24 protein-coding genes and 1 riboswitch are annotated in these 22,608 nt (G+C 73.1%); of the genes, 16 read left to right on the top strand and 8 right to left on the bottom strand.

What is annotated here, in order from left to right:
* The first annotated feature begins 109 nt into the window (after positions 1-109).
* Both ACFXDJ_RS02350 and ACFXDJ_RS02345 read left to right on the top strand, forming a co-directional pair.
* Complete coding sequence (locus ACFXDJ_RS02350) at positions 110-1,351, top strand: molybdopterin-dependent oxidoreductase (RefSeq protein WP_384649282.1); 1,242 nt, start codon at positions 110-112, stop codon at positions 1,349-1,351.
* Between the two features lie 5 nt (positions 1,352-1,356).
* Positions 1,357-1,755 (top strand): hypothetical protein, encoded by a 399-nt coding sequence (locus tag ACFXDJ_RS02345; protein WP_384649296.1) that lies wholly within the window; start codon positions 1,357-1,359, stop codon positions 1,753-1,755.
* Here ACFXDJ_RS02345 and ACFXDJ_RS02340 read toward each other — a convergent pair.
* On the bottom strand, positions 1,752-2,324 hold the full coding sequence (locus ACFXDJ_RS02340; RefSeq protein WP_384649284.1) for an XRE family transcriptional regulator: 573 nt from the start codon (positions 2,322-2,324) through the stop codon (positions 1,752-1,754). The two genes, ACFXDJ_RS02345 and ACFXDJ_RS02340, sit on opposite strands and share 4 nt — an antisense overlap.
* Positions 2,325-2,372: 48 nt before the next feature.
* On the opposite strand from ACFXDJ_RS02340, the gene ACFXDJ_RS02335 reads away from it, so the two are divergent.
* Entirely contained in the window at positions 2,373-3,311 is a 939-nt protein-coding gene (locus tag ACFXDJ_RS02335; protein ID WP_384649286.1) for a class I SAM-dependent methyltransferase, read from the top strand.
* A gap of 32 nt (positions 3,312-3,343) precedes the next feature.
* On the opposite strand, the gene ACFXDJ_RS02330 is transcribed toward ACFXDJ_RS02335, so the two are convergent.
* The 3 genes from ACFXDJ_RS02330 to ACFXDJ_RS02320 are packed head-to-tail and all read right to left on the bottom strand — an operon-like array spanning position 3,344 to position 5,468.
* Positions 3,344-4,093 carry a class I SAM-dependent methyltransferase gene (locus ACFXDJ_RS02330; protein ID WP_384649288.1) on the bottom strand — a complete coding sequence of 250 codons (750 nt, stop codon included), beginning with the start codon at positions 4,091-4,093 and terminating at the stop codon, positions 3,344-3,346.
* On the bottom strand, positions 4,090-4,716 hold the full coding sequence (locus tag ACFXDJ_RS02325; RefSeq protein ID WP_384649290.1) for a DUF2064 domain-containing protein: 627 nt from the start codon (positions 4,714-4,716) through the stop codon (positions 4,090-4,092). The genes ACFXDJ_RS02330 and ACFXDJ_RS02325 overlap by 4 nt, the downstream gene beginning before the upstream one ends.
* A complete protein-coding gene (locus ACFXDJ_RS02320) occupies positions 4,713-5,468 on the bottom strand; it encodes a glycosyltransferase family 2 protein (protein WP_384847527.1) in 756 nt (251 codons plus the stop codon). The genes ACFXDJ_RS02325 and ACFXDJ_RS02320 overlap by 4 nt, the downstream gene beginning before the upstream one ends.
* 138 nt (positions 5,469-5,606) lie before the next feature.
* Between ACFXDJ_RS02320 and ACFXDJ_RS02315 the strand changes: the two genes are divergently transcribed.
* Both ACFXDJ_RS02315 and ACFXDJ_RS02310 read left to right on the top strand, forming a co-directional pair.
* Positions 5,607-6,392, top strand: a complete 786-nt coding sequence (locus ACFXDJ_RS02315; RefSeq protein ID WP_384663721.1) for a response regulator — start codon at positions 5,607-5,609, stop codon at positions 6,390-6,392.
* Positions 6,389-7,498 carry a sensor histidine kinase gene (locus ACFXDJ_RS02310; protein WP_384663723.1) on the top strand — a complete coding sequence of 370 codons (1,110 nt, stop codon included), beginning with the start codon at positions 6,389-6,391 and terminating at the stop codon, positions 7,496-7,498. Before ACFXDJ_RS02315 ends, ACFXDJ_RS02310 begins: the two co-directional genes overlap by 4 nt.
* A 122-nt stretch (positions 7,499-7,620) precedes the next feature.
* Here the strand turns inward: ACFXDJ_RS02310 and ACFXDJ_RS02305 are convergent, their stop codons facing one another.
* Positions 7,621-8,643, bottom strand: a complete 1,023-nt coding sequence (locus tag ACFXDJ_RS02305) for an NAD-dependent epimerase/dehydratase family protein (protein ID WP_384663724.1) — start codon at positions 8,641-8,643, stop codon at positions 7,621-7,623.
* Between the two features lie 244 nt (positions 8,644-8,887).
* Here ACFXDJ_RS02305 and ACFXDJ_RS02300 point away from each other — a divergent pair, with 244 nt between their 5' ends.
* From ACFXDJ_RS02300 to ACFXDJ_RS02290, 3 genes are all read left to right on the top strand, one after another.
* Complete coding sequence (locus ACFXDJ_RS02300; RefSeq protein ID WP_384663726.1) at positions 8,888-9,241, top strand: DUF805 domain-containing protein; 354 nt, start codon at positions 8,888-8,890, stop codon at positions 9,239-9,241.
* A gap of 246 nt (positions 9,242-9,487) precedes the next feature.
* Entirely contained in the window at positions 9,488-11,707 is a 2,220-nt protein-coding gene (locus ACFXDJ_RS02295; RefSeq protein ID WP_384649837.1) for an NADP-dependent isocitrate dehydrogenase, read from the top strand.
* A gap of 164 nt (positions 11,708-11,871) precedes the next feature.
* A complete protein-coding gene (locus tag ACFXDJ_RS02290) occupies positions 11,872-12,405 on the top strand; it encodes a GNAT family N-acetyltransferase (RefSeq protein ID WP_384649835.1) in 534 nt (177 codons plus the stop codon).
* An 18-nt stretch (positions 12,406-12,423) separates the two neighbouring features.
* On the opposite strand, the gene ACFXDJ_RS02285 is transcribed toward ACFXDJ_RS02290, so the two are convergent.
* A complete protein-coding gene (locus tag ACFXDJ_RS02285; protein WP_384649833.1) occupies positions 12,424-12,888 on the bottom strand; it encodes a hypothetical protein in 465 nt (154 codons plus the stop codon).
* A 342-nt stretch (positions 12,889-13,230) separates the two neighbouring features.
* Positions 13,231-13,372: riboswitch (cobalamin riboswitch) on the top strand.
* Here ACFXDJ_RS02285 and ACFXDJ_RS02280 point away from each other — a divergent pair.
* From ACFXDJ_RS02280 to ACFXDJ_RS02265, 4 genes are all read left to right on the top strand, one after another.
* Positions 13,350-15,179, top strand: a complete 1,830-nt coding sequence (locus ACFXDJ_RS02280) for a ribonucleoside triphosphate reductase (protein ID WP_384649849.1) — start codon at positions 13,350-13,352, stop codon at positions 15,177-15,179. (Overlaps the previous riboswitch by 23 nt.)
* Positions 15,176-15,829 (top strand): anaerobic ribonucleoside-triphosphate reductase activating protein, encoded by a 654-nt coding sequence (locus ACFXDJ_RS02275; protein WP_384847525.1) that lies wholly within the window; start codon positions 15,176-15,178, stop codon positions 15,827-15,829. The genes ACFXDJ_RS02280 and ACFXDJ_RS02275 overlap by 4 nt, the downstream gene beginning before the upstream one ends.
* 103 nt (positions 15,830-15,932) lie before the next feature.
* A complete protein-coding gene (locus ACFXDJ_RS02270; protein WP_384847522.1) occupies positions 15,933-16,595 on the top strand; it encodes a hemerythrin domain-containing protein in 663 nt (220 codons plus the stop codon).
* A gap of 134 nt (positions 16,596-16,729) precedes the next feature.
* Positions 16,730-17,884: an aminotransferase class V-fold PLP-dependent enzyme gene (locus ACFXDJ_RS02265; RefSeq protein ID WP_384649829.1), complete on the top strand. Its 1,155-nt coding sequence runs from the start codon at positions 16,730-16,732 to the stop codon at positions 17,882-17,884.
* Positions 17,885-17,901: 17 nt separating this feature from the next.
* On the opposite strand, the gene cobF is transcribed toward ACFXDJ_RS02265, so the two are convergent.
* Positions 17,902-18,654 (bottom strand): precorrin-6A synthase (deacetylating), encoded by a 753-nt coding sequence (cobF, locus tag ACFXDJ_RS02260; protein ID WP_384649827.1) that lies wholly within the window; start codon positions 18,652-18,654, stop codon positions 17,902-17,904.
* 18 nt (positions 18,655-18,672) lie between these two features.
* On the opposite strand from cobF, the gene ACFXDJ_RS02255 reads away from it, so the two are divergent.
* Genes ACFXDJ_RS02255 through ACFXDJ_RS02240 form a run of 4 tightly spaced genes read left to right on the top strand, consistent with a single transcriptional unit; the run spans position 18,673 to position 21,977 of the window.
* A complete protein-coding gene (locus ACFXDJ_RS02255) occupies positions 18,673-19,428 on the top strand; it encodes a (Fe-S)-binding protein (protein ID WP_384649825.1) in 756 nt (251 codons plus the stop codon).
* A complete protein-coding gene (locus ACFXDJ_RS02250) occupies positions 19,425-20,942 on the top strand; it encodes a lactate utilization protein B (protein ID WP_384649823.1) in 1,518 nt (505 codons plus the stop codon). Before ACFXDJ_RS02255 ends, ACFXDJ_RS02250 begins: the two co-directional genes overlap by 4 nt.
* Positions 20,939-21,583, top strand: coding sequence for a lactate utilization protein C (locus tag ACFXDJ_RS02245; RefSeq protein ID WP_384649821.1), 645 nt, complete (start codon positions 20,939-20,941; stop codon positions 21,581-21,583). The genes ACFXDJ_RS02250 and ACFXDJ_RS02245 overlap by 4 nt, the downstream gene beginning before the upstream one ends.
* 4 nt (positions 21,584-21,587) lie before the next feature.
* The gene (locus tag ACFXDJ_RS02240; protein WP_384649819.1) at positions 21,588-21,977 is read left to right on the top strand and encodes a VOC family protein; all 390 of its coding nucleotides are present in this window, start codon (positions 21,588-21,590) and stop codon (positions 21,975-21,977) included.
* A 14-nt stretch (positions 21,978-21,991) separates the two neighbouring features.
* On the opposite strand, the gene ACFXDJ_RS02235 is transcribed toward ACFXDJ_RS02240, so the two are convergent.
* Positions 21,992-22,492 carry a DUF309 domain-containing protein gene (locus ACFXDJ_RS02235; protein WP_384847519.1) on the bottom strand — a complete coding sequence of 167 codons (501 nt, stop codon included), beginning with the start codon at positions 22,490-22,492 and terminating at the stop codon, positions 21,992-21,994.
* Positions 22,493-22,608: the final 116 nt, after the last annotated feature.

The following is a 22,608-nucleotide window of genomic DNA, read 5'->3' as shown; positions in this document are numbered from 1 at the left end:
TCAGCCTGGCAGCGCGGACCGCCGCCAGGCGTGTGACCGGGCCCGGTGTCCGCGTTTCGTAAGGTGTCGAACCGCCCGCGCGGGGCCCGGCGGCGCTCTGATGGAGGGCATGACACCGCCCACCCCCGAGCCGCCCGCCACTCCAGAGCCACGCCCCGCGCCCGGGCCACGCCCCACCGCCGAGCCGCCCGCCGCGGCCAAGGTGCGCGGCCGGCCTTCGCTCCCACCGGTCCGGCCGCCCTCCTTCTCCGGCCGCCTCCACGACGCCCGCACCGCCACCTCCATCGGCCGCTGGCTCGGGGTGGCCTTCCTCGTCTGCTTCGCCACCGGCCTGATCAGCCACTACCTCCAGCACCCGCCCGGCTGGGCCGCCGATCTGCTGCCCGGCCGGCCGGTCTGGGGCTACCGGTTCAGCCAGGGCCTGCACATCGCGAGCGGGCTCGCCGCGATCGTGCTGCTGCTGGTGAAACTGTGGACGGTCTACCCCCGGCTGTTCGCGTGGCCGCCGGTGCGCGGAGTCCTGCACGCGCTGGAGCGGCTCTCGGTGGCGGTCCTCGTGGCCTCCGCCGTGCTGGAGGTGTTCACCGGTCTCATCAACATCGCCGAGTGGTACCCCTGGCCCTTCGGCTTCATCCAGACGCACTTCGCGCTGGCCTGGGTGGTGACGGGCGCACTGCTCCTGCACATCGCCGTCAAAGCCCCCGAGATCAAAGCGCATTGGAGCCGCCGCTCACCCGGCACGCTCGAACTGCCCGCGCAGGACGGCCCCGACCGCCGCTCCCTGATGCTCGGCGTCGGCGCGGCCGTCGGCGCCGTCACCCTCACCACCGTCGGCCAGGCCTTCACCCCGCTCAAGGCCCTCGACCTGCTCGCGCCCCGGCATCCCGACCACGGACCGCAGGGGCTCCCGGTCAACCGGACGGCCGCGGCCGCCGGGGTCACGGACCGGGCGGTACGGGACTGGCGGCTGGAGGTGCGCGGGCCCACCCCGTACAGCCTGACGCTCGATCAACTCCGCTCCCTGCCAAGGACGCAGTCGCGACTGCCGATCGCGTGCGTGGAGGGATGGAGCGTGGAGGCGAGCTGGAGCGGGGTCCGGATCAGCGACCTCCTGGCCCGTGCGGGGGCCCGCCCCGGAGCCGGGCTGCGGGTCACTTCGCTGGAGACGTCGGGCTCGTACCGGGTGATGGAGATGGGCCGCGACTACGCCGAGGACCCGCTGACCCTGCTCGCGCTGGAACTGAACGGGCAGGTCCTGACCGTCGACCACGGCTACCCGGCGCGCATCATCGCGCCGAACCGCCCCGGCGTCCTGCAGACCAAATGGGTCACCCTGCTGGAGGTGCTGTGAACGCCATGCGATGGACGCGCTGGATCCTGGGCGGGTGCGGGCTGCTGCTGATCGCGATCGGCGGCCGGCTGCTGTCGGTCCTGCCCGACCCCCTCGACGTCATGGTGTGGCTGGGCGGCGCGCTCGTCCTGCACGACGGGATCATCGCGCCGCTGGTCCTGGCGGCCGGGCTCGCGGTCGCGGCCGTGCCCGCGCGGGGCGTCGTACGGGGGGCCCTGCTGACGGCGGGCGTGCTCGTACTGGTCACCCTGCCCCTGCTGCTGCGACCGGGAACGCCGCCGAACCCGTCGGCGCTGCCGCTGCCGTACGGGCGGAACCTGCTGATCGTGCTCGGCGCGGTGGCCTTGGCCGCCGTGGCGGTGGCGCTGGCGGGCCGGCGCGGGCGGGCACGGGACACCCCCTAGGGGTGCAGGTGGGTGCGCTGCCCGTCGTGGTCGAGGATGCACAGGATCTCGGCGGGCCCGCCGATCGCACCGAAGGCGTGCGGGACCATCGTGGAGAACTCCGCCGCCTCGCCGGCCTCGACCCGGATGTTCCGGTCGCCCAGCAGCAGTTCGACGGTGCCCGACAGCACGGTGAACCAGTCCTTGCCGGGATGGACGCGCAGCGGCTCGGTCTCCCGCGGGGGCGCCGGCTTGGTGAGCCGCATCTTGGCCACGGTCGTGCCGTGCGGACCGGCTTCGCGGCTCAGCAGCCAGCTGGTCACCCCCCGGGTCTCGTCGCGGTGGGGCCTGATCACCACGTCCTCGTCGGTGGCGGACTCCACCAGCTGATCGAGGGTGGCGCCCAGGGCGCGGGCGATGGGGCTCAGCTGGTCGAGGCTGATCCGGCGGTGGCCGGTCTCGATGCGGCTGAGGGTGGACGGGCTGAGGTAGCAGCGGGCGGCCAGGTCATCGAGCGACCAGCCCTTGGCCAGGCGCAGGCCCCGGATCCGCTTGCGGACGAGGGCGTCGATTTCACTGTCTTGCGTCATACGCAAGATGGTATGCGATTCGCGCAAACCGCTCGTAGGGTTGAAGACATGAACGCGGACCAGCACCACCAGCACCAGCAGCACCGGCAGCACCGGCAGCACGGGGACCACCACCAGAGCCACGGCCACGGCCACGAGCACGGGCACGGCCACGGGCACGGCCCCGCCGAAGAGTCGGCCCTCGCCGAGATGCTCGACCTCGACGCCGAGGTACTGCACGACTACCTCACCGGAGCCACTGCCCTGATCCACGGCCTCACCGCCGGGGACCCGCCCGTCCGCCGGATCCTCGACGTGGGCAGCGGCACCGGTACCGGCACCTTCGCCCTCCTCCGGCGCTTCGAAGCGGCCGAGGCGACCACCCTCGACATCTCGGCCGCCATGCTGGAGCACCTCGGGAAGAAGGCTCGCGCCCTCGGCCTCGCCGACCGAGTCCACCCCGTGCGCGCCGACCTGGACGCGGCCTGGCCGGCCGTCGGCCCCGCCGACCTGGTGTGGGCCTCCACCTCCCTGCACCACATGGCGGACCCCGGCCGGGCCCTCGCCGAGATCCACGCCGCGCTGCGCCCCGGAGGCCTCCTCGCGGTGGCCGAGTTCGACACCTTCCCGCGCTTCCTCCCCGAGGACCTCGGCACCGGGCGCCCCGGCCTGGAGGAGCGGGCCCATGCCCTCCTCGATGCGGCCAAGGCCGAGGACATGCCGCACCTCGGCTCCGACTGGGGAGCCCTGTTGACCGGGGCCGGATTCGCCGTCGAAGCCGAGCGGCTGTTCACCGTGGAGCTGACCGACCCGCTGCCGGCCGCCGCCGGCCGCTACGCGCGGAGCACCCTGAGCCGCGTCCGCGACCACCTCGCCGACCGCCTCGACGCGGAGGACCTGGCCACCTTCGGCACGCTCCTCGACGGCGAGGGCCCGGACGCCCTCCCGCACCGCACCGACCTCCGCGTCAGCGCGCAGCGCACGGTGTGGGTGGCCCGCAGGCCGTGAACGAAGCGGGGCCCCACCGGACCGGGCAGGCTCTACGAGTGCTGTGGCCGGGTGAGCACGGTGAAGGCCCGGCCCGCCGTCGTCCAGTGCCCGCCCGGGGTCCAGCCCGCGGCCGCGGCGTGCCGGGTCAGGGCCGCCGGGCCGACGCGGGCCCAGGGGAACGGCGCGCCGAGGCCGCCGCGGCCGTCGGCCACGCGGACCTCGCAGCGCTCGTCCACGTCGACCGCCGCCTCCGCCTCGGCGCACTCCACGATCAGGGAGCCCGCCGCGGCCAGCACCTCGGCCATCCGCCGCAGCAGCGCCACCGGATCGCCGCCGATGCCGATGTTGCCGTCGATCAGCAGCGCCGTGTCCCAACGCCCCTCGCCCGGCAGGGAGTCGAAGACCGACCGGTGCAGTGCCGTGCCGCCCGAGCGGGCGGTACGGGCCACCGCCTCCGGGCTGACGTCGATGCCCAGCGCCCGGTGTCCCCGGGCGGCCAGCGCGGACACCAGTCGGCCCGGGCCGCAGCCGATGTCGATGACGGCGCCCCGGCAGCGCCGCAGCACCGTCCGGTCGGCCCGGTCGGGCGCCTCGCACCAGCGCTCCACGTCCAGCGGGAGCAGCCACCCGTCGCCCCGCCGCAGGTAGAGCGGGCCCCGGCCGCTGCGCAGGGCCACGGTGTAGGGGTCGGCGGACCAGGCCGCGACCGCGGAGGCGGCCGTAGGCGGGGCGGCGGTGGCCCCGGCCGCCGTGGGCGGGGCGGCCGCGCCGGGCCCCGTAACGGAGGCGAGCGTGCTCATCGCCGCACCGCCAGCCGCGCCGCGAACGCGCCTTCCGGCGCTTCGGCGGCGACCAGCCGGGCGTCCTCGGCGGTGTCCACGTCCCGCAGCACCGGCAGCCGCCCGATCCGCAGCCCGGCCGCGCGCAGCCGCTCGTACTGGACGGCGCCCGTCTCGGGCACCGACATCGGTACCCCGCGCAGCAGCGCGGGGTCGGGAACGGCGAGCCCGAGCGCCCAGAACCCGCCGTCGACGGCCGGACCGAACCACGCGTCGTACGCGGACCAGTCCACCTCCAGCAGCTCCGGAGTGACCTGCGGGGTGTCCATGCCGATCAGCAGGGCCGGTCCGGTGCACGCCGCGAAGGCGGCGGCGAGCCGCAGGTCCAGGGTGCCGGGCTGCTGCGGGATCACCTCGAAGCCGGGCGGCAGCCACGGTCCGGGCCGGCCTTCCAGGACCAGGACCCGGCGGGCCGCGGGGGTGCGGGCCACGGCGGCGAGGGTGTCGGCGAGGGCGGCCTCGGCCAGTTCCGCCGCCTCGGCGGGGGTGAACGGCGGGGTGAGCCGCGTCTTGACCCGGCCGGGCACGGGCTCCTTCGCGATCACCAGCAGCGTGGTCCGAGCAGGGCCGGTGGTGGGGTTCATCGGGCGCCTCCGGCAGGGGATCCGGCGGTGGGCCCGGCAGGGGATCCGGTAGGGGATCCGGCGGGGGACTCCGCCGTGGGCCGGGCCGGGGGTTCCGCCAGCACCCGGCTCATGTCGCGCACCGCCTGCCAGGTGCCCCGCCAGGTGCCGGTCACCTTCGACTTCCCCGACCTGGGCAGGTACGGCACGTCCACCTCCCGGATCCGCCAGCCCGCGTCGGCCGCCCGGACCACCATCTGGAGCGGGTAGCCGGAGCGCCGGTCCGACAGGTCCAGACCCAGCAGCCCTTCCCGGCGCGCGGCCCGCATCGGGCCGAGGTCGCGCAGCCGCAGCCCGGTCCGCCGGCGCAGCAGCCGGGCCAGCGCCAGGTTCCCGGCCCGCGCGTGCGCCGGCCAGGCGCCACGGCCCTGCGGGCGGCGGCGGCCGAGCACCAGATCGGTCTCGCCGGCGGCGACCGAGGCCACGAAACCGGCCAGCAGCCCGGGATCCAGGGAGGCGTCGCAGTCGCAGAAGCAGACGACGTCGGCCTCGGCGGCGAGCAGCCCGGCGTGGCAGGCGGCGCCGAAACCGCGCCGGGACTCCTCCACCACGGTCGCGCCGAGCGACCGCGCGAGGTCGGCGGAGCCGTCCGTGGAGCCGTTGTCCACGACCAGGGCCCGCCAGCCCGCCGGGATGCGGGCCAGGACCCAGGGCAGGGCCTCGGCCTCGTTCAGACAGGGAAGTACGACGTCTACCGTCACGGTTTCGCTCACGGTTTCACCGTAGGAACCACAGCCCCGCAAAAGGGCCGTGGAGTCCTTACGAAACGCGGACGTCCCCCCTGCGGCCCCCCTCCGCGGTGCCGCGCCGGGCGGCGGGGTGGGAGGCTGGGCGGTATGAACGGCAGCGGTATGGAATCAGCCTCTGGCTCATCCGGCACCTCCAGCGCCTCCGGCTCCTCCGGCCGGATCCTCGTCGTCGACGACGACCCGACCGTGGCCGAGGTGGTCACGGGCTATCTGCGGCGCGCCGGTTTCGCGGTGGAGACCGCAGCCGACGGTCCGGCCGCCCTCGCCTGCGCCGCGCGGGCCTGGCCGGACCTGGTCGTACTGGACCTCATGCTGCCGGGGCTGGACGGGCTGGAGGTGTGCCGAAGGCTGCGCGCCACGGGCCCGGTGCCGGTGATCATGCTGACCGCCCGGGGCGACGAGGACGACCGCATCGCCGGGCTGGAGACGGGCGCCGACGACTACGTGACGAAGCCGTTCAGTCCGCGCGAACTGGTGCTGCGGGTCGCGTCCGTGCTGCGGCGCGGCGGAGCGGCCCGTGCCGCCGGGGCTTCCGGGTCCGCGGCGGCGGGGGGCGCGCTGGGCGGCGTACGGGAGGACCGGCTGACGGGCGCCGGGATCACCCTGGATCCGGCCACCCACCGGGCCGCCAAGGACGGCCGTGAACTCGCCCTCACCGTCCGCGAGTTCGATCTCCTGGCGCACTTCCTCCGGCATCCCGGGCAGGCGCACGGGCGGGAGGAGCTGATGCGCGATGTGTGGGGGTGGGACTTCGGGGACCTGTCGACGGTGACCGTGCACGTACGCCGTCTGCGCGCCAAGGTCGAGGACGACCCCGGGCAGCCGCGGCTGATCCAGACCGTGTGGGGCGTCGGCTACCGCTTCGAACCGGCGGGGGAGCCGGTATGAAGGACATACTGCTCATCGCGCTGTTCGCGTTCGGCGGCGCCGTGTGCGCGGGGGCGCTCGGCGCGCTCGTCCTGAGGCTGGTGCGGCACCGCTCGGTGGCGGTGTCCCTGACGGTGATCGCCGCGGTGACGGTGACGGCCATGCTGGCCGGGACGCTCGCCGTGGCCCAGGCGATGTTCCTCTCCGGGCACGACCTCGGGGTGGTCACCCTGGTGGTGGCGATGGCGGCGGTGGTCTCGCTGGCGGTGGCGCTGTTGCTCGGCCGGTGGGTGGTGGCCCGCAGCCGCGAACTGTCGCTGGCCGCCCGGGACTTCGGCGACGGCGGCAGCTTCGCGGCGCCGCCGGGGCCGGGCACGGCGGAACTGGCTTCGCTGTCCCGGGAGTTGGCGGCCACGAGCGAGAAGCTGGCGGCGTCTCGGGAGCGGGAGCGGGCGCTGGAGACCTCGCGGCGGGAGCTGGTGGCCTGGATCTCCCACGATCTGCGGACACCGCTGGCCGGACTGCGGGCCATGTCGGAAGCGCTGGAGGACGGCATGGCCGAAGACCCGGCGCGCTATCACCGGCAGATCCGGACCGAGGTGGACCGGCTGAACTCCATGGTCGGGGACCTGTTCGAACTCTCCCGCATCCACGCGGGGGCGCTGGCGCTGAGCCCGAGCCGGATGTCCGTGTACGACCTGGTGGGCGACGCGCTGTCCGGGGTGGACCCGCTGGCGCGGGAGCACGGGGTGCGGCTGGACGGCGGAGCCGTTGACCGGGTGCCGGTGGAGGTGGACGGCAAGGAGATGACGAGGGTCCTGGCCAATCTGCTGATCAACGCGATCCGGCACACGCCGGCGGACGGAACGGTGGCCATCGCGGCCTCGCGGCGGGCGGGCTCCGTGGTCGTGTCCGTCACCGACGGCTGCGGCGGGATCCCGGCGGAGGACCTGCCGAGGGTCTTCGACACGGGGTGGCGGGGCACCTCGGCGCGGACCCCTCCGGCGGGGGCCGGGCTCGGGCTGGCGATCGTGCGCGGGATCGTCGAGGCGCACGCGGGCCACGCGATGGTCCACAACGTCCCGGGCGGCTGCCGGTTCGAGGTGACGCTGCCGGTGCCGGCCTGAGGCCGTGGGCCCGTGCGGGCCGGCTGCCGGGGGCGCCGCCCCCGGACCCCTGCGCCTCAAACGCCGGCGAGGCTGGCTTTTGCCCGCCGAGGCCGGAGTGGTCCGGCGCCCGGCCCCCCCGCTCAGCCGGCCGCCCGTTGCGCGGCGTGGGCGAATTCCGTCATGCCCGTCGTGAAGTCGATCCGGGGGCGCCAGCCCAGGTCCGTGCGCAGGCGCCGGGAGTCGGCCGTGATGTGGCGGACGTCGCCGAGGCGGAACTCGCCGGTGATCACCGGGAGGGGGCCGCCGTGGGCCAGGGCGAGGGCGGTGGCCATCTCGCCGACCGTGTGGGGGGTGCCGCTGCCCGCGTTGTACGGGGTGCACGCGCCGAGCGGGGTCGGGGCCTCCAGGGCCAGGGCGTTGGCCTCGGCGATGTCCCCGACGTGGACGAAGTCCCGCCGCTGGCGGCCGTCCTCGTACACCTGGGGCGCCTCGCCCCGGGCCAGCGAGGAGCGGAAGAAGGAGGCCACCCCCGCGTACGGGGTGTCGCGCGGCATCCCCGGGCCGTACACGTTGTGGTAGCGCAGCGACACCGCGCGGCCGTCCACGCACCGGGCCCACGAGGCCGCCAGGTGTTCCTGCGTCAGTTTCGTCGTCGCGTACACGTTGCGCGGGTCGGTCGGGGCGTCCTCGCCCACCAGACCGGGCGTCAGTTCCGATTCGCAGACGGGGCAATGGGGTTCGAAGCGCCCGGCGGCCAGGTCCGCCACGCGGCGCGGGCCCGGCCGGACGACCCCGTGGCGGGGGCATTCGTAGCGGCCCTCCCCGTAGACCACCATAGAGCCGGCGAGGACCAGGTCCCGCACCCCCGTCTCGGCCATCGCGGCCAGCAGGACGGCCGTGCCGAGGTCGTTGTGGGAGACGTACGCGGGGGCGTCCGCGAAGTCCTTGCCGAGGCCGACCATCGCGGCCTGGTGGCAGACGGCGTCCACCCCGGGCAGGGTCGCGCGGACCGCCTCCGGGTCGCGCACGTCCGCCCGTACGAACTCCACGTCGGCCGCCGGGGGCACGAGGTCCAGAACGACCGGATCGTGGCCGTGAAGACGCAGTGCGGTAACGATGTGCGAGCCGATGAACCCGGCTCCTCCTGTGACGAGTAGGCGCATGGCGTGGACGCTACGGACTTACAGGGCGAGTCGGGGGTTCCCACGCGCTGCCGTAAGACTTCCGTCAGGTCATTTCGTCACCTTCGGTGACATCAGGGAACGGTGGGTCGAGAGGTGTGGGTGTTTCCACTGGGTTTGTTCCCGGGCGCTGCGAAGTGGCTTGACCGCGCCGTAAGCGGGGCATAAGTTCTGCCCCGGCTTGCTTCATCAGGACGGGCCGAGAACAGGTCTCTTGGGGGGACTCATGCACTACTACACCGATGTTCTGAAGAAGTACGCCGACTTCTCCGGCCGCGCGCGCCGCCAGGAGTTCTGGATGTTCTTCCTCTGCAACCTCGCCGTCGCCATCGTCGTCTCGATCATCGACTCGGTCGTCGGCGCCAACATGGTGATCTACGGGCTCTACGCCCTCGCCGTCCTCGTCCCCTGCATCGCGGTCATGGTCCGCCGGCTGCACGACATCGGCAAGTCCGGCTGGTGGTACTTCATCGTCCTCGTGCCGATCATCGGCGGCATCTGGCTGATCGTCCTCGCGGCCACCGAGGGCCAGCCGACCCCGAACCAGTACGGCCCGAGCCCGAAGGCCGTCCACGCCTGAGCAGGTCCGTGACCGGTAGTGCCGAAGCGCCGCACCTGGCTGAAAACAGCCGGTGGCGGCGCTTCCGCCGTTCCCGGGCCCCCCGGGGCCGTACCGCGGCGCCCTCCCGCGCTCCTGTCACGGAACGTGACACGTGTCTCCTCGCGGCTTGGAGCGGGGGGCTGTCCAGACCGGCCCGATCACGAGATATCTTGATGTCGAGCAATGTTGCAGACGAGAGACGCAGACTGTGGAGCGGAGCATCCGGTGACTGACTCGACCATCATCTACACGCACACTGACGAGGCCCCGGCCCTCGCGACGTATTCGTTCCTGCCTGTGATCCAGGCATACGCGTCGACGGCCGGTGTGAATGTCGAGACCCGTGACATCTCCCTGGCAGGCCGGATCATCGCCAGCTTCCCCGAGTACCTGGAAGAGGGCCAGCGCATCGCGGACGCCCTCGCCGAGCTCGGCGAACTGGCGAAGACCCCGGGCGCCAACATCATCAAGCTGCCCAACGTCTCGGCCTCGATCCCGCAGCTCAAGGCCGCGGTCGCCGAGCTCCAGGGCCAGGGCTACGCGCTCCCGGACTACCCGGACGACCCGAAGAGCGACGAGGAGCGCGAGAACCGCGCCCGTTACGACAAGATCAAGGGCAGCGCCGTCAACCCGGTCCTGCGCGAGGGCAACTCCGACCGCCGCGCCCCTGCCTCGGTCAAGAACTACGCCAAGGCGCACCCGCACCGCATGGGTGCCTGGAGCTCCGAGTCGAAGACGAACGTCGCCACCATGGGCGCCGACGACTTCCGCTCCACCGAGAAGTCCGCCGTGATCGCCGAGGCCGGCACGCTCCGCATCGAGCACGTCGCCGCCGACGGCTCCGTCACCGTGCTGCGCGACTCCGTACCGGTGCTCGCCGGCGAGGTCGTCGACGCCTCCGTCCTGCACGTCGACGAGCTGCGCACCTTCCTCAACACCCAGATCGAGCGCGCCAAGGCCGAGGACGTCCTGTTCTCCGTGCACCTCAAGGCCACGATGATGAAGGTCTCCGACCCGATCATCTTCGGCCACGTGGTCCGCGCCTTCTTCCCGAAGACCTTCGCCCGCTACGGCGAGACCCTGGCCGCCGCCGGCCTGTCCCCGAACGACGGCCTCGGCACCATCCTGAACGGCCTGGGCGCGCTGCCCGACGCCGACGCGATCAAGGCCTCCTTCGACGCCGAGATCGCCGAGGGCCCGGCCCTCGCGATGGTCGACTCGGACAAGGGCATCACCAACCTGCACGTTCCGTCCGACGTCATCGTCGACGCCTCGATGCCGGCCATGATCCGCACCTCCGGCCACATGTGGGGCCCGGACGGCGCCGAGGCCGACACGCTCGCCGTCCTCCCGGACAGCAGCTACGCCGGTGTCTACCAGGTCGTCATCGACGACTGCCGTGCGCACGGCGCGTACGACCCGTCCACGATGGGCTCGGTGCCGAACGTCGGCCTCATGGCCCAGAAGGCCGAGGAGTACGGCAGCCACGACAAGACCTTCGAGCTGGCCGCCGCGGGCACCGTCCGCGTCGTCGACGCCTCGGGTGCCACGGTCCTGGAGCAGGAGGTCGCCGCCGGTGACATCTTCCGCGCCTGCCAGACCAAGGACGCGCCGATCCAGGACTGGGTCAAGCTCGCCGTCACCCGCGCCCGCGCCACCGGCGTCCCGGCCGTCTTCTGGCTCGACGAGGGCCGCGCGCACGACGCGCAGCTGATCGCCAAGGTCAAGACGTACCTCGCCGACCACGACACCGACGGTCTGACCATCGAGATCCTCTCGCCGGTCGAGGCCACCGCGTACTCCCTGGAGCGCATCCGCCGCGGCGAGGACACCATCTCGGTGACCGGCAACGTGCTGCGCGACTACCTGACCGACCTCTTCCCGATCCTGGAGCTGGGCACCAGCGCCAAGATGCTGTCGGTCGTCCCGCTCATGAACGGCGGCGGCCTCTTCGAGACGGGCGCCGGCGGCTCCGCCCCGAAGCACGTGCAGCAGCTCGTCAAGGAGAACTACCTCCGCTGGGACTCGCTCGGCGAGTTCCTCGCGCTGGCCGTCTCCTTCGAGCACCTCGCCACCACCACCGGCAACGCCCGCGCCCAGGTCCTCGCGGACACCCTGGACCGCGCGACCGGCACCTTCCTCAACGAGGACAAGTCGCCGAGCCGCAAGCTGGGCGGCATCGACAACCGCGGCAGCCACTTCTACCTCGCCCTGTACTGGGCGCAGGAGCTGGCGAAGCAGACCGCCGACGCCGAGCTCGCCGCCTCCTTCGAGGCGCTCGCCAAGACCCTGGGCGAGCAGGAGGAGACCATCGTCGCCGAGCTCATCGCGGTGCAGGGCTCCCCGGCCGACATCGGCGGTTACTACCAGCCCGACGCCGCCAAGGCCTCGGCGATCATGCGGCCGTCCGCGACGCTGAACCAGGCGCTCGCGATCCTCGGCTAGGTCTGCCGGTAGGGACACACTGGAAACACCGCTTCAACGGGTCCGCCCCGGCCGGCAGCCGCCGACCGGGGCGGAGCCGTGTCCGGGGTGGAGCCGTGTCCGGGGCGGGCCCCGGGGCGGAAACCCGGTTGTGGCCGCGGCCCGGCGCAGGCTAGTAAGGCCGCATGATTCAAGGAGAACTGGCCGGACTGCGCGCCCGGCACACCGACGACGTGGCCGTGCTCCACGCCGAGCTCTACGAGGACGTGGCCACGCGCTCGCGCGCCGACACGCGGCCCTGGCGGCCGGTCGGGGCGGCGAGCGGGCACTCCCCGTACGAACCCCGCGAGCCCTCCGACGCCGTGGCCTGCTTCTCCGTAGTGGAGCGGGCCACCGGCGAACTGGCGGGCGAGGCCCTGCTCTGGGCCATCGACGCGCACAACCGCTCCGCCCACCTCGGCATCTCGCTGCGCCCCGGCAGCCGTGGCCGGGGCCTGGGCGAGGACGTCGTGCGACTGCTGTGCCGCTACGGGTTCTCCGTGCGCGGGCTGCAGCGGCTCCAGGTGGACACCCTGGCCGACAACCTCCCCATGATCCGGGCCGCGAGCGCGAACGGATTCGTCCTGGAGGGGACCCTGCGCCGGGCGGCCTGGGTGTGCGGGGAGTTCACGGACGAGGTGGTGATGGGGCTGCTGGCCGAGGACTGGCGGGCCGAGTAGCCGGTCGGGGCGCGGAGTTCACAGCCGGTGCACCCGTTCCTGCGGGAACCCCAGCGGATGGCGTCCGGCCGACAGGATCCGCAGGCCGGGGGCCGCGGTGAGCAGGTCGCGCAGCCAGGCCAGGGTCTCGGGCGCGAGGTGGTCGGAGCCGTCGAGGACGAGCAGCATGTCGCGCTCGGCCAGCCACGACGCCGCGTTCACCGTGCCGTACGGCAGGAACGGCATGCCCGGTACGCAGCCCAGCGCGGCCGTCAGGTCGCGGACCCCGAAGCGGTGGTCCATGCCGACGACGGCCACGCCGTCGTAGAAGTTGGACGCGAGCCGCTCCCCGATCTCCCGCACCAGCAGGCTCCGGGGCTCCCGGAACCGTCCGGTGACGGTGAGCACCCTGCACCGCCGTACGGTGGTGAGCAGGCGGGAAAACTCGACGGACGTGGCCGGAAATATGCCGGCTCCCACGGAATCGCTCACGGAATCGCCCATGGAATCACTCATCGGCACGATGCCCCCCATGCATGCGTGACCATACGCGGCAAGAGGCTTGTTCAAGCCGCATGAAGACGATTATGCGCCACTTTCGCCGGAAGGCCAGGGGAATTCCCTATTCCGCTGAAAGGCCCGTGGCGCCCGATGATCACAGCAGTTGTACAGGCAACGCGCCTTTGTCCACTCCTAGGTGAAGAGCCGCCCTCGGCGTCCGGGCAACGGTCGTCCGCGGCCGAGGCGGCGGACTAGGGAGGCCCGCGGCCCGAGGGCCGGAAGGCCTCTGCCCCGGGACCTTCGTCACCCAATATGTAGTGGTTGCAGGTCCTGCTCGCATCCATATGTAGTGTTGGCCCTGCCGGTTCGGCGGGGTTCGCCCCGACCGAGTCACAGGGAATCCGGTGTGAATCCGGGACTGCCCCGCAACGGTTGTGTCCACCCCGTGTGGACGAGTCCGACCCCTGCCGGCATGTGATCCGTACTTCCGTGCCGAGCCTCGTGGGAGGGCTGCCGTGACTGCTGTCGTCGATGCCGTAGAGACCGTGACCGAGTACCTGGACCGCCGGGACTGGCGGGTGAACGCCAATGCCAACCAGGGCTATTCGCTCGGCGGCCTCATCCTCAACGCGGCGGGCAAGATCACCGCGAACTACTGGCTGGAGCAGGTCTACCCGGCCGACGTGGCCCGCGCCCACCGGGAGGGCGACTTCCACATCCACGACCTGGACATTCTCTCCGGCTACTGCGCGGGCTGGTCCCTGCGCACCCTGCTGGCCGAGGGCTTGGGCGGGGTCCCCGGCCAGATCGACTCCGCCCCGCCCCGGCACCTGTCCTCGGCCGTGGGCCAGATCGTGAACTTCCTGGGCACCCTGCAGAACGAATGGGCGGGCGCCCAGGCCTTCTCCTCCTTCGATACTTACCTCGCCCCCTACGTCCGCCTCGACGCGATGACGTACCCGCAGGTCAGGCAGTGCATCCAGGAGCTGGTCCACAATCTCAACGTGCCCTCGCGCTGGGGCACCCAGACCCCCTTCACCAACCTCACCTTCGACTGGACCTGCCCCGAGGACCTGCGCGATCAGATCCCGGTCGTCGCGGGCGAGGAAGCCGGCTTCACCTACGGCGAGCTCCAGGCCGAGATGGACCTGATCAACCGGGCGTACATCGAGGTGATGACCGAAGGGGACGCCACCGGACGGGTGTTCACCTTCCCCATCCCGACCTACAACATCACCCGGGACTTCCCCTGGGAGAGCGAGAACGCCGAGCGGCTCTTCGCGATGACGGCCAAGTACGGGCTCCCGTACTTCCAGAACTTCATCAACTCCGCACTCGAACCGAACATGATCCGCTCCATGTGCTGCCGCCTCCAGCTCGATCTGACGGAGCTGCTCAAGCGCGGCAACGGCCTCTTCGGCAGCGCCGAGCAGACCGGTTCGCTCGGGGTCGTCACCCTCAACTGCGCCCGGCTCGGGTACGCGTACGCCGGTGACGAGCCGGGACTGCTGGCCGCGGTGGACCGGCTGTGCGATCTCGCCAAGGACAGCCTCGAACTCAAGCGGGCCACCGTCCAGGAGCTGATCGACGGCGGCCTCTTCCCTTACACCAAGCGGTACTTGGGCACCTTGCGCAACCACTTCTCCACCATCGGCGTCAACGGCGTCAACGAGATGATCCGCAACTTCAGCGCGGACGCCTACGACATCACCGCGCCCGAGGGCTACGCCCTCGCGGTCCGGCTGCTGGACCGGGTCCGGGCCCGGATGGTCGAGTTCCAGGAGAGCACCGGCCACCTCTACAACCTGGAGGCCACCCCGGCCGAGGGCACCACCTACCGCTTCGCGAAGGAGGACCGGGCCCGCTTCCCCGGGATCCTCCAGGCCGGCACCGACGCCAACCCGTACTACACCAACTCCTCGCAGCTGCCCGTCGGATGGACCGACGACCCCTTCGAGGCGCTGGAGCGCCAGGACGAACTCCAGGGCAAGTACACGGGCGGCACCGTCCTGCACCTGTACACCCCCGAGCGGATCCCGACGGCCGAGGCCTGCCGCGCACTCGTACGGCGCTCGCTGGAGACCTTCCGGCTCCCGTACCTGACGGTCACCCCGACCTTCTCCATCTGCGCCGACCACGGCTACCTGGCGGGGGAGCGGCCCGAGTGCCCCAGCTGCGGCGCGGCGTGCGAGGTCTGGACCCGGGTCATGGGCTACCACCGCCCGGTGTCCTCCTTCAACATCGGCAAGAAGGGCGAACACGCCGAGCGCGTCCCCTTCAAGGCGGCGGCGTGACCTCCGGACCCCCGGCCCCCGCCGTGCCGCCGGGCCCGGCCGCCTCCGCCGAGGTCATCCGGATCGGCGGCTGGTCCCGCCTGTCCACCTGCGACTGGCCGGGCCGGCTCGTGACCACCGTCTTCTGCCAGGGCTGCCCCTGGCGCTGCGGCTACTGCCACAACCCCGGCCTGCTGCCCGCCCGTGCCCCGGCCGCCGTCTCCTGGGACGAGGTGCTCGGCCACCTCGCCCGCCGTACGGGGCTGCTCGACGGGATCGTCTTCTCCGGCGGGGAGCCGCTGCTCCAGCGCGGTCTCGCGCAGGCCGTACGAGAGGCACGCGCCCTGGGCCTCCAGGTCGGCCTGCACACCGGCGGAGCCTTCCCCCGGCGTCTCGCCCGGCTGCTGGACGGGGGCCTGCTGGACTGGGTCGGCTTCGACGTCAAGGCCCCGCCCGGCCGTTACGAGCGGGTCACCGGAGTCGGCCACGCGGCCGCCTCGGCGGAGCGCAGTCTGCGACTCCTCCTGAGTTCGGGCGTGCCCCACCAGCTCCGCACCACGGTGGACCCGTCCCTCCTGGACCCGCCCGCGATGGCGGACCTGGACGACTGGCTCGCCGGACTGGGTGCGCGGGCCACACTCCGCCAGGAGATGCGCCCGCCGAAGTCCTAGTGTCCCGATCCGCCCGCGCGCTGCCGTGCGCCCTGGCGCCTGCGGGCCGGGGTGCGTCACGCTGGTGGCGGACGTGTCCGTCAAGACCGGGGGGTCATCGGAGATGGAGAGTCAGGGAAGGCCGTTCACGCACGACATGGTCGTGGTCCACCGGATGTTCCGGCGGGAGTTCCACGAGGCGGCGGACCGGGTGCGCACGGCGCCCGAGGGGGGCCGCGCGCAGGTCAAACGGGTCGCGGAGCGGCTGTCGCTGCTGCTGGAGACCCTGCACCACCACCACGCGGGCGAAGACGCGCTGCTGTGGCCGAAGCTGACCGAACGGCTTCCCGGGCAGGGGGATCTGTGGCGCCGGATGGAGGACCAGCACGAGGGCCTGGCGGAGCGCCTCGCCCGGGCCGCCGCGCTCCTGGACCGGTGGTCGGCCGTGGTCAACGAGCGGGACGGCGCCGAGCTGGTCGCCGTACTCGAAGAGGTGTCGCGGTCGGTCGACGCGCACTTCGACGAGGAGGAGCGCGAGGTGCTGCCGCTGGTCGCCGGGGTGGTCTCGCCCGAGGAATGGGCGATGGTCGGTGAAGCGGCGCGGACGGCGGTGCCGAAGAGCAAGCTGTTCACCGTCCTCGGGATGATCCTCAAGGACGCGGACGCGCAGGAGCGGGAGATGATCATCGGCGAGATGCCGCTCCCGCCCCGGGTGATCTGGCGCGCGGTCGGCGAGCGGAACTTCCGCCGGCGGGAGCTGCGGCTCCGGCCGGACGGCAAGCCCTGAGGGCCTGAGGCCGTGAGGCCCTGATGGGCTAGGTCGTCTCTTTGAGGGGTTCCGGGGCGGGCGGCGCCGGGGGATGATCCACTGGAACATCAGCGCCCCCGCTCCCACCCCACCACCCCCTCACGGAGGTCGACGTGACCGCGCCCACCGAGTCGATACGCCCCGCGGAGTTCGCCGGCGGCCGGGCCCTGTTCGGGCTCGACCCCGCCGTCGCCCACCTCAACCACGGCTCCTTCGGCGCGGTGCCCCACCCCGTGCGGGAGGTCCAGGCCGCCCTGACGGCCGAGGCGCACGCCGACCCCGACGCCTTCTTCATCGGCGCCTCCGACCGCCTCGGCGCCGCCCGCGCCCGGATCGCGGCCCGCCTCGGCGCCGCGGACCCGGACGGGCTCGCCTTCATCTCCAACGCCACCGAAGGCGCCAACCTCGCCCTCGACGCCATCGAGCTCGCCGAGGGCGACGAGATCCTGGTGACCGACCACGGCTACGGCACCGTGGTCGAGGCCGCCGCCCGCCGCGCCCGGGTCACCACCGTCACCCTGGACCCGTTCCTCCCCGACGAGGACGCCGTACGGGAATCCGTGCTGGCCGGGCTGACGCCGCGCACGAAGGTGGCGCTGCTCGACCACATCAGCTCTCCCACCGCCCGGGTCATCGCCTCGCCCCGGCTGCTCGCCGACCTCAGGGCCCGGGGCGTCACCACCGTCGTGGACGGCGCGCACGCGCCCGGCGCGCTCGCCGACCCGCTCGGCGGCGGCGCCGACTTCTGGTTCGGCAACCTCCACAAGTGGGGCTACGCCCCGTCGGGCACCGCGATCCTCGCCGTGGCCCCGGGCCACCGCGACCGGGTCCGCGCCCTCGTACCGTCCTGGGAGGACCACCACGGCTTCCCGCGCTCGGTCGAGTACCGCGCCACCGTCGACTACACCGGCTGGCTCGCCGCCCCGGAGGGACTGGACCTCCTGGAGCGGCTCGACGCCGCCAAGGTACGGGCCCACAACAGCGCGCTGGCCGCCCACGGCGCCGCGCTGCTCGCCGCCATCCCCGGACTCACCGCGCTCCCGCACACCGAGGGCCTGCCCATGCGCGCCCTGCGGCTGCCCGCCGGAACGGCCGAGACCCGCGAGGACGCCACCGTCCTGCGCGAGCGGATCGCGGCGGAGGCCGGAATCCGGGTGCTGATCTGGCCGTGGGCGGGCGGCGGCGGGATCCGGGTGTGCGGGCAGGTCTACAACCGGGCCGAGGAGTACGAACGGCTCGCCGAGGTCCTGCCCGCCTACCTGGCCTAGCCTGGCCCAGGGCCCGGTCAGCCGCGCCGGAGCAGGTACGTGTCCATGATCCAGCCCTTGCGGGCGCGGGCCTCGGCGCGCAGCTCCTCGATCCTGCCGGCCACCTCGGCCAGCTTCCCCGAGACCAGGATCTCGTCGGGGGTGCCCACGTAGGCGCCCCAGTAGATGTAGAGGTCCTGGTCGAGGTGGGCCGTGAAGGCGTGCCGGGCGTCCAGCATCACCACCACGTCGTCCACATCGGCCGGCCAGCCCTCGGCGAGCCGCCGTCCGGTGGTGATCTGGACCGGCCGGCCCACCCGGTTGAGGTTGGTGCGGTGCCGGGCCAGCAGCGAGGAGATGCTGCTGATGCCGGGCACGACCTCGTGCTCGAAGGCGACCCGCCCCTTCTCCAGCACCTCGTCGAGGATCGCGAGGGTGGAGTCGTAGAGCGAGGGATCGCCCCACACCAGGAACGCCCCGGTCTCGCCCTCCGCAAGGTCCTCGGCGATGAACCGCTCGAAGAGCTCGGCCCGCGCGCTGCGCCAGCCGTCCACGGTGGGGGTGTAGTCGGCGGGGGTCCGGTCCCGGTCGGGGTCGCGGCCCTCCACCAGTCGGTGGCCGGGGCGGGCGTGCTCTTCGAGCATCGCGCGCCGCAGCCCGGTCAGATCCGCCTTCTCCTCGCCCTTCTCCAGGATGAGGAACGCGTCCGCCGCGCCGATCGCCTTGACCGCCTGGAGTGTCAGGTGGTCCGGGTCGCCCGCGCCTATGCCGATCACTGAGAACTTCTTCACCGGGCTATTCTGCCCGTCATGCGCGTCGCCTTGTTCGTCACCTGCGTCAACGACGCCGTTTACCCGCGCACCGGCATCGCCGTGGTCCGCCTCCTGGAGCGGCTCGGGGTGAGCGTGGACTTCCCGGCGGCGCAGAGCTGCTGCGGGCAGCCGCAGTACAACACCGGCTACCGGCGCGAGGCCGAACCGCTGCTCCGGCGCACCGCCGAGGCCTTCGCCGGGTACGAGTACGTCGTCACCCCCTCGGGCTCCTGCGCCGCCATGATCCGCGCCCACTACCCCCGGATCGGGCGCGCCGCCGAGGTGGAGGGGCGGGGGCCCGGGCTGGCCGGGCTGGCCGAAGACCTCCTGCCGCGGGTGTACGAGCTCACCGAGTTCCTGGTGGACGTCCTCGGGGTGACGGACGTGGGCGCGTACTTCCCGCACACGGTCACCTACCACCCGTCCTGCCACGGCCTACGGGGCCTCGGGCTGGGGGACCGGCCCCGGCGGCTGCTGGAGGCGGTGCGCGGGCTCGAACTGCGCGAACTGCCCGGCGCCGAGGAGTGCTGCGGCTTCGGCGGGACCTTCGCCGTCAAGAACCCGGACGTATCGGCCGCCATGGGGGCCGACAAGACCGGCAGCGCGGTGGCCACGGGCGCCGAGGTGCTGTGCGGGGCCGACAACTCCTGCCTCGCCCACCTGGACGGCATCCTGCGGCGGGCCGGCGCCCCGATGCGGGCCCTGCACCTGGCCGAAATCCTGGCCGCGACCGAGGAGGACACCCCGAGATGACGCGCACGGACCTCGGCATGCCGGCCTTTCCCGCGTTCCCCGCGGCGGCGCGGGAGGCGGTCGGGGACCCGGTCCTGCGCGCCAACCTCCGGCACGCCACCCACACCATCCGCGACAAGCGCGCCCGCGCCGTCGCCGAGCTGGCGGACTGGGACGCGCTGCGCGCCGCCGGCAAGGAGATCAAGGACCACACGCTCCGTCACCTCGACCGCTACCTGCTGGAGTTGGAGGCCTCCGTCACCGCCGCGGGCGGCGCCGTCCACTGGGCGGCGGACGCGGAGGAGGCCAACCGGATCGTCACGGAACTGGTCCTGGCGACCGGCGAGCGCGAGGTGGTCAAGGTCAAGTCCATGGCCACCCAGGAGATCGGCCTCAACGAGGCCCTGGAGGCGGCCGGGATCGCCGCGTACGAGACCGACCTCGCCGAGCTCATCGTGCAGCTCGGCCACGACCGACCCTCCCACATCCTGGTCCCCGCCATCCACCGCAACAGGGCCGAGATCCGCGACGTCTTCGCCTCGGAGATGGGCAGTTGGGGACGGCCCGCGCCGGAAGGGATGGGTGACGACCCGCGCGAACTCGCCGAAGCGGCCCGCCTCCACCTGCGCGAGAAGTTCCTGCGCGCCAAAGTCGCCGTATCCGGCGCCAACTTCATGGTCGCCGAGACCGGAACCATGGTCGTCCTGGAGTCCGAGGGCAACGGCCGGATGTGCCTGACCCTGCCCGAGACCCTGATCTCGGTGGTCGGCATCGAGAAGGTCGTGCCGACCTTCCGCGACCTGGAGGTCTTCCTCCAGACCCTGCCGCGCTCCTCGACGGCCGAGCGGATGAACCCGTACACGACCATGTGGACGGGCGCCACGGAGGGCGACGGACCCGCGGTCTTCCACCTCGTCCTCCTCGACAACGGCCGCACCGACACCCTCGCCGACGAGGTGGGCCGCCAGGCCCTGCGCTGCATCCGCTGTTCCGCCTGCCTGAACGTCTGCCCGGTCTACGAGCGCGCCGGTGGCCACGCCTACGGCTCCGTCTACCCCGGCCCCATCGGCGCCATCCTCAGCCCCCAACTCCGGGGCACCGCGAGCGAGATCGACGCCTCCTTGCCCTACGCCTCCACCTTGTGCGGGGCCTGCTACGAGGTCTGCCCGGTCGCCATCGACATCCCGGAGGTCCTCGTCCACCTCCGCGAACGGGTCGCCCAGGGCGGTCCGGTGACCCGCGAGGGCATCCGCGTCCGTATCCGCCCGGCGCGGGGGCACGCCGCCGAACGGGCCGCGATGCGGGCCGCCCGGCTCCTCCTCGACCACCCGGGCGCGCTGCGCGCGGGCGAGCGGCTGCTGAGCCGCACCCGGCGGCTGCGCCCGCGCCGGCTGCCGGGGCCCGGCCGGGCCTGGACCGACAGCCGGGAGCTCCCGGAGCTCCCGGAGCAGCCGTTCCGCGACTGGTGGGCGGCGCGCGAAGAGGGACGGGAAGCGGGACGGGGACAGGTCGGGAAACAGGGAGGGGAATCATGAGCGGCAAGGACCGCATCCTGGCCCGCATCCGCCGGGCCGTGCCGCAGCCCGGCCCCGGGTCGGCCCCGGAGCCGGAGATCTCCCGGGACTACCTCCTGGTCCACGGGACGCGCACCCCGGCCGAGAACGTGGACCTGCTCGCCGCGAACCTGACCGAGTACCGCGCGAAGGTGCACCGGGTGGACGAGGACGGCCTCGCGGTGCTCCTGGCGCGGCTGCTGGCCGAGCGGGGCGCCCGGAGCGTACTCGTCCCGCCGGAGCTGCCCCCGTACTGGCTCTCGGCGGCGGACCCCACCCGGATCCACGACCGGGCCGCGTCCACCGCACGCGAACTGGAGGGCGTGGACAGCGTGGTGACCGGCTGCGCCCTGGCCATCGCCGAGACCGGCACGATCGTCCTCGACGGCGGCCCCGACCAGGGCCGGCGCCGGATCACGCTGATCCCCGACCACCACATCTGCGTGGTCCGGGTCCCGGACCAGGTGGTGGACTCGGTCCCGCGAGCCCTGCCCCTCCTCGACCCGACCCGCCCGCTGACCTGGATCTCCGGCCCCTCGGCCACCAGCGACATCGAACTCGACCGGGTGGAGGGCGTCCACGGCCCCCGCACCCTGGAAGTGGTCCTCCTCGGCGCACAATGAGGGCATGCCCACCCACATCGCCCTCACCGCCCTCGTGGTCCGCGACTACGACGAGGCCATCGACTTCTACACCCGCGCCCTCGGCTTCGAACTGGCCGAGGACACCGAACGGCCGGACGGTTCTCGTTGGGTGGTGGTCCGCCCGCCGGGGGCCAAGGAGTCGGCCCTCCTGCTGGCCCGCGCCAAGGACGACGCACAGCGCTCCCGGGTCGGCGACCAGACGGGCGGCCGCGTCGGCTTCTTCCTCTACACCGACGACTTCGCCGCCGACCACGCCCGCATGACGGCCGAAGGCGTCCGCTTCCTGGAAGAGCCGCGCCACGAGCCGTACGGCTCCGTCGTGGTCTTCCAGGACCTCTACGGCAACCGCTGGGACCTCCTCCAGCCGGCCTGACCGGTGCAGGCCGTCTAGCCGAGGCCCCCGCGACCGGAGAGCCGGGGCGCCTCGGCCGCCGCGTCGACGGCCGCGCCGGCCTCCACCCGTTCCGCCAGCGCCCGGGCCCAGCGCACGAGTCCCGCCAGGTCCATCCCGTACGACGGCTCCGCCCCGGCCGCCTCTTCCCGTCCGGCCAGGACATCCGCTCCGCGCCGCAGCAGCCGCGCCCCGCCCACCGCGTTGCCCCGCGCCGAGTGCGTCAGCCCGACCGCCAGCTGCGCGAGCCCGCGCCACAGCGCCGCCTCGGCCTCGGGCCCGGACTTCCAGGCGTCCTCGAACACCTCGTGCGCGTGGAACGGCATCCCGGCGTCCAGCAGCCGCTGCGCTTCCGCGAGGGTTTCGCCGGGCGCCCGCACGACCCCCTCGGGCTGCCGCTCGACTCCTTGAGCCCCGTAGGGCAGCGGACGCCCCAGTCCATCCCTGGGCCGCGCACTGCGCGCCCGCCCCTCACCGTCCCGATCCCTAGCGTTCACCCCCTCATCCTCCCTCCCGCCGATTACCGGTGCATGCACACCCCTCGTCGTGGGGTAATGTTCTGCATGTGCCGCCGGGACGGGGAAAGCCCAAATGGGAAGCCCAGTCGGAAGCA

This window comes from Streptomyces sp. NPDC059443, from assembly GCF_042750105.1.
Lineage (GTDB): Bacteria > Actinomycetota > Actinomycetes > Streptomycetales > Streptomycetaceae > Streptomyces.
This window is presented reverse-complemented; position numbering and strand designations above follow the sequence as displayed.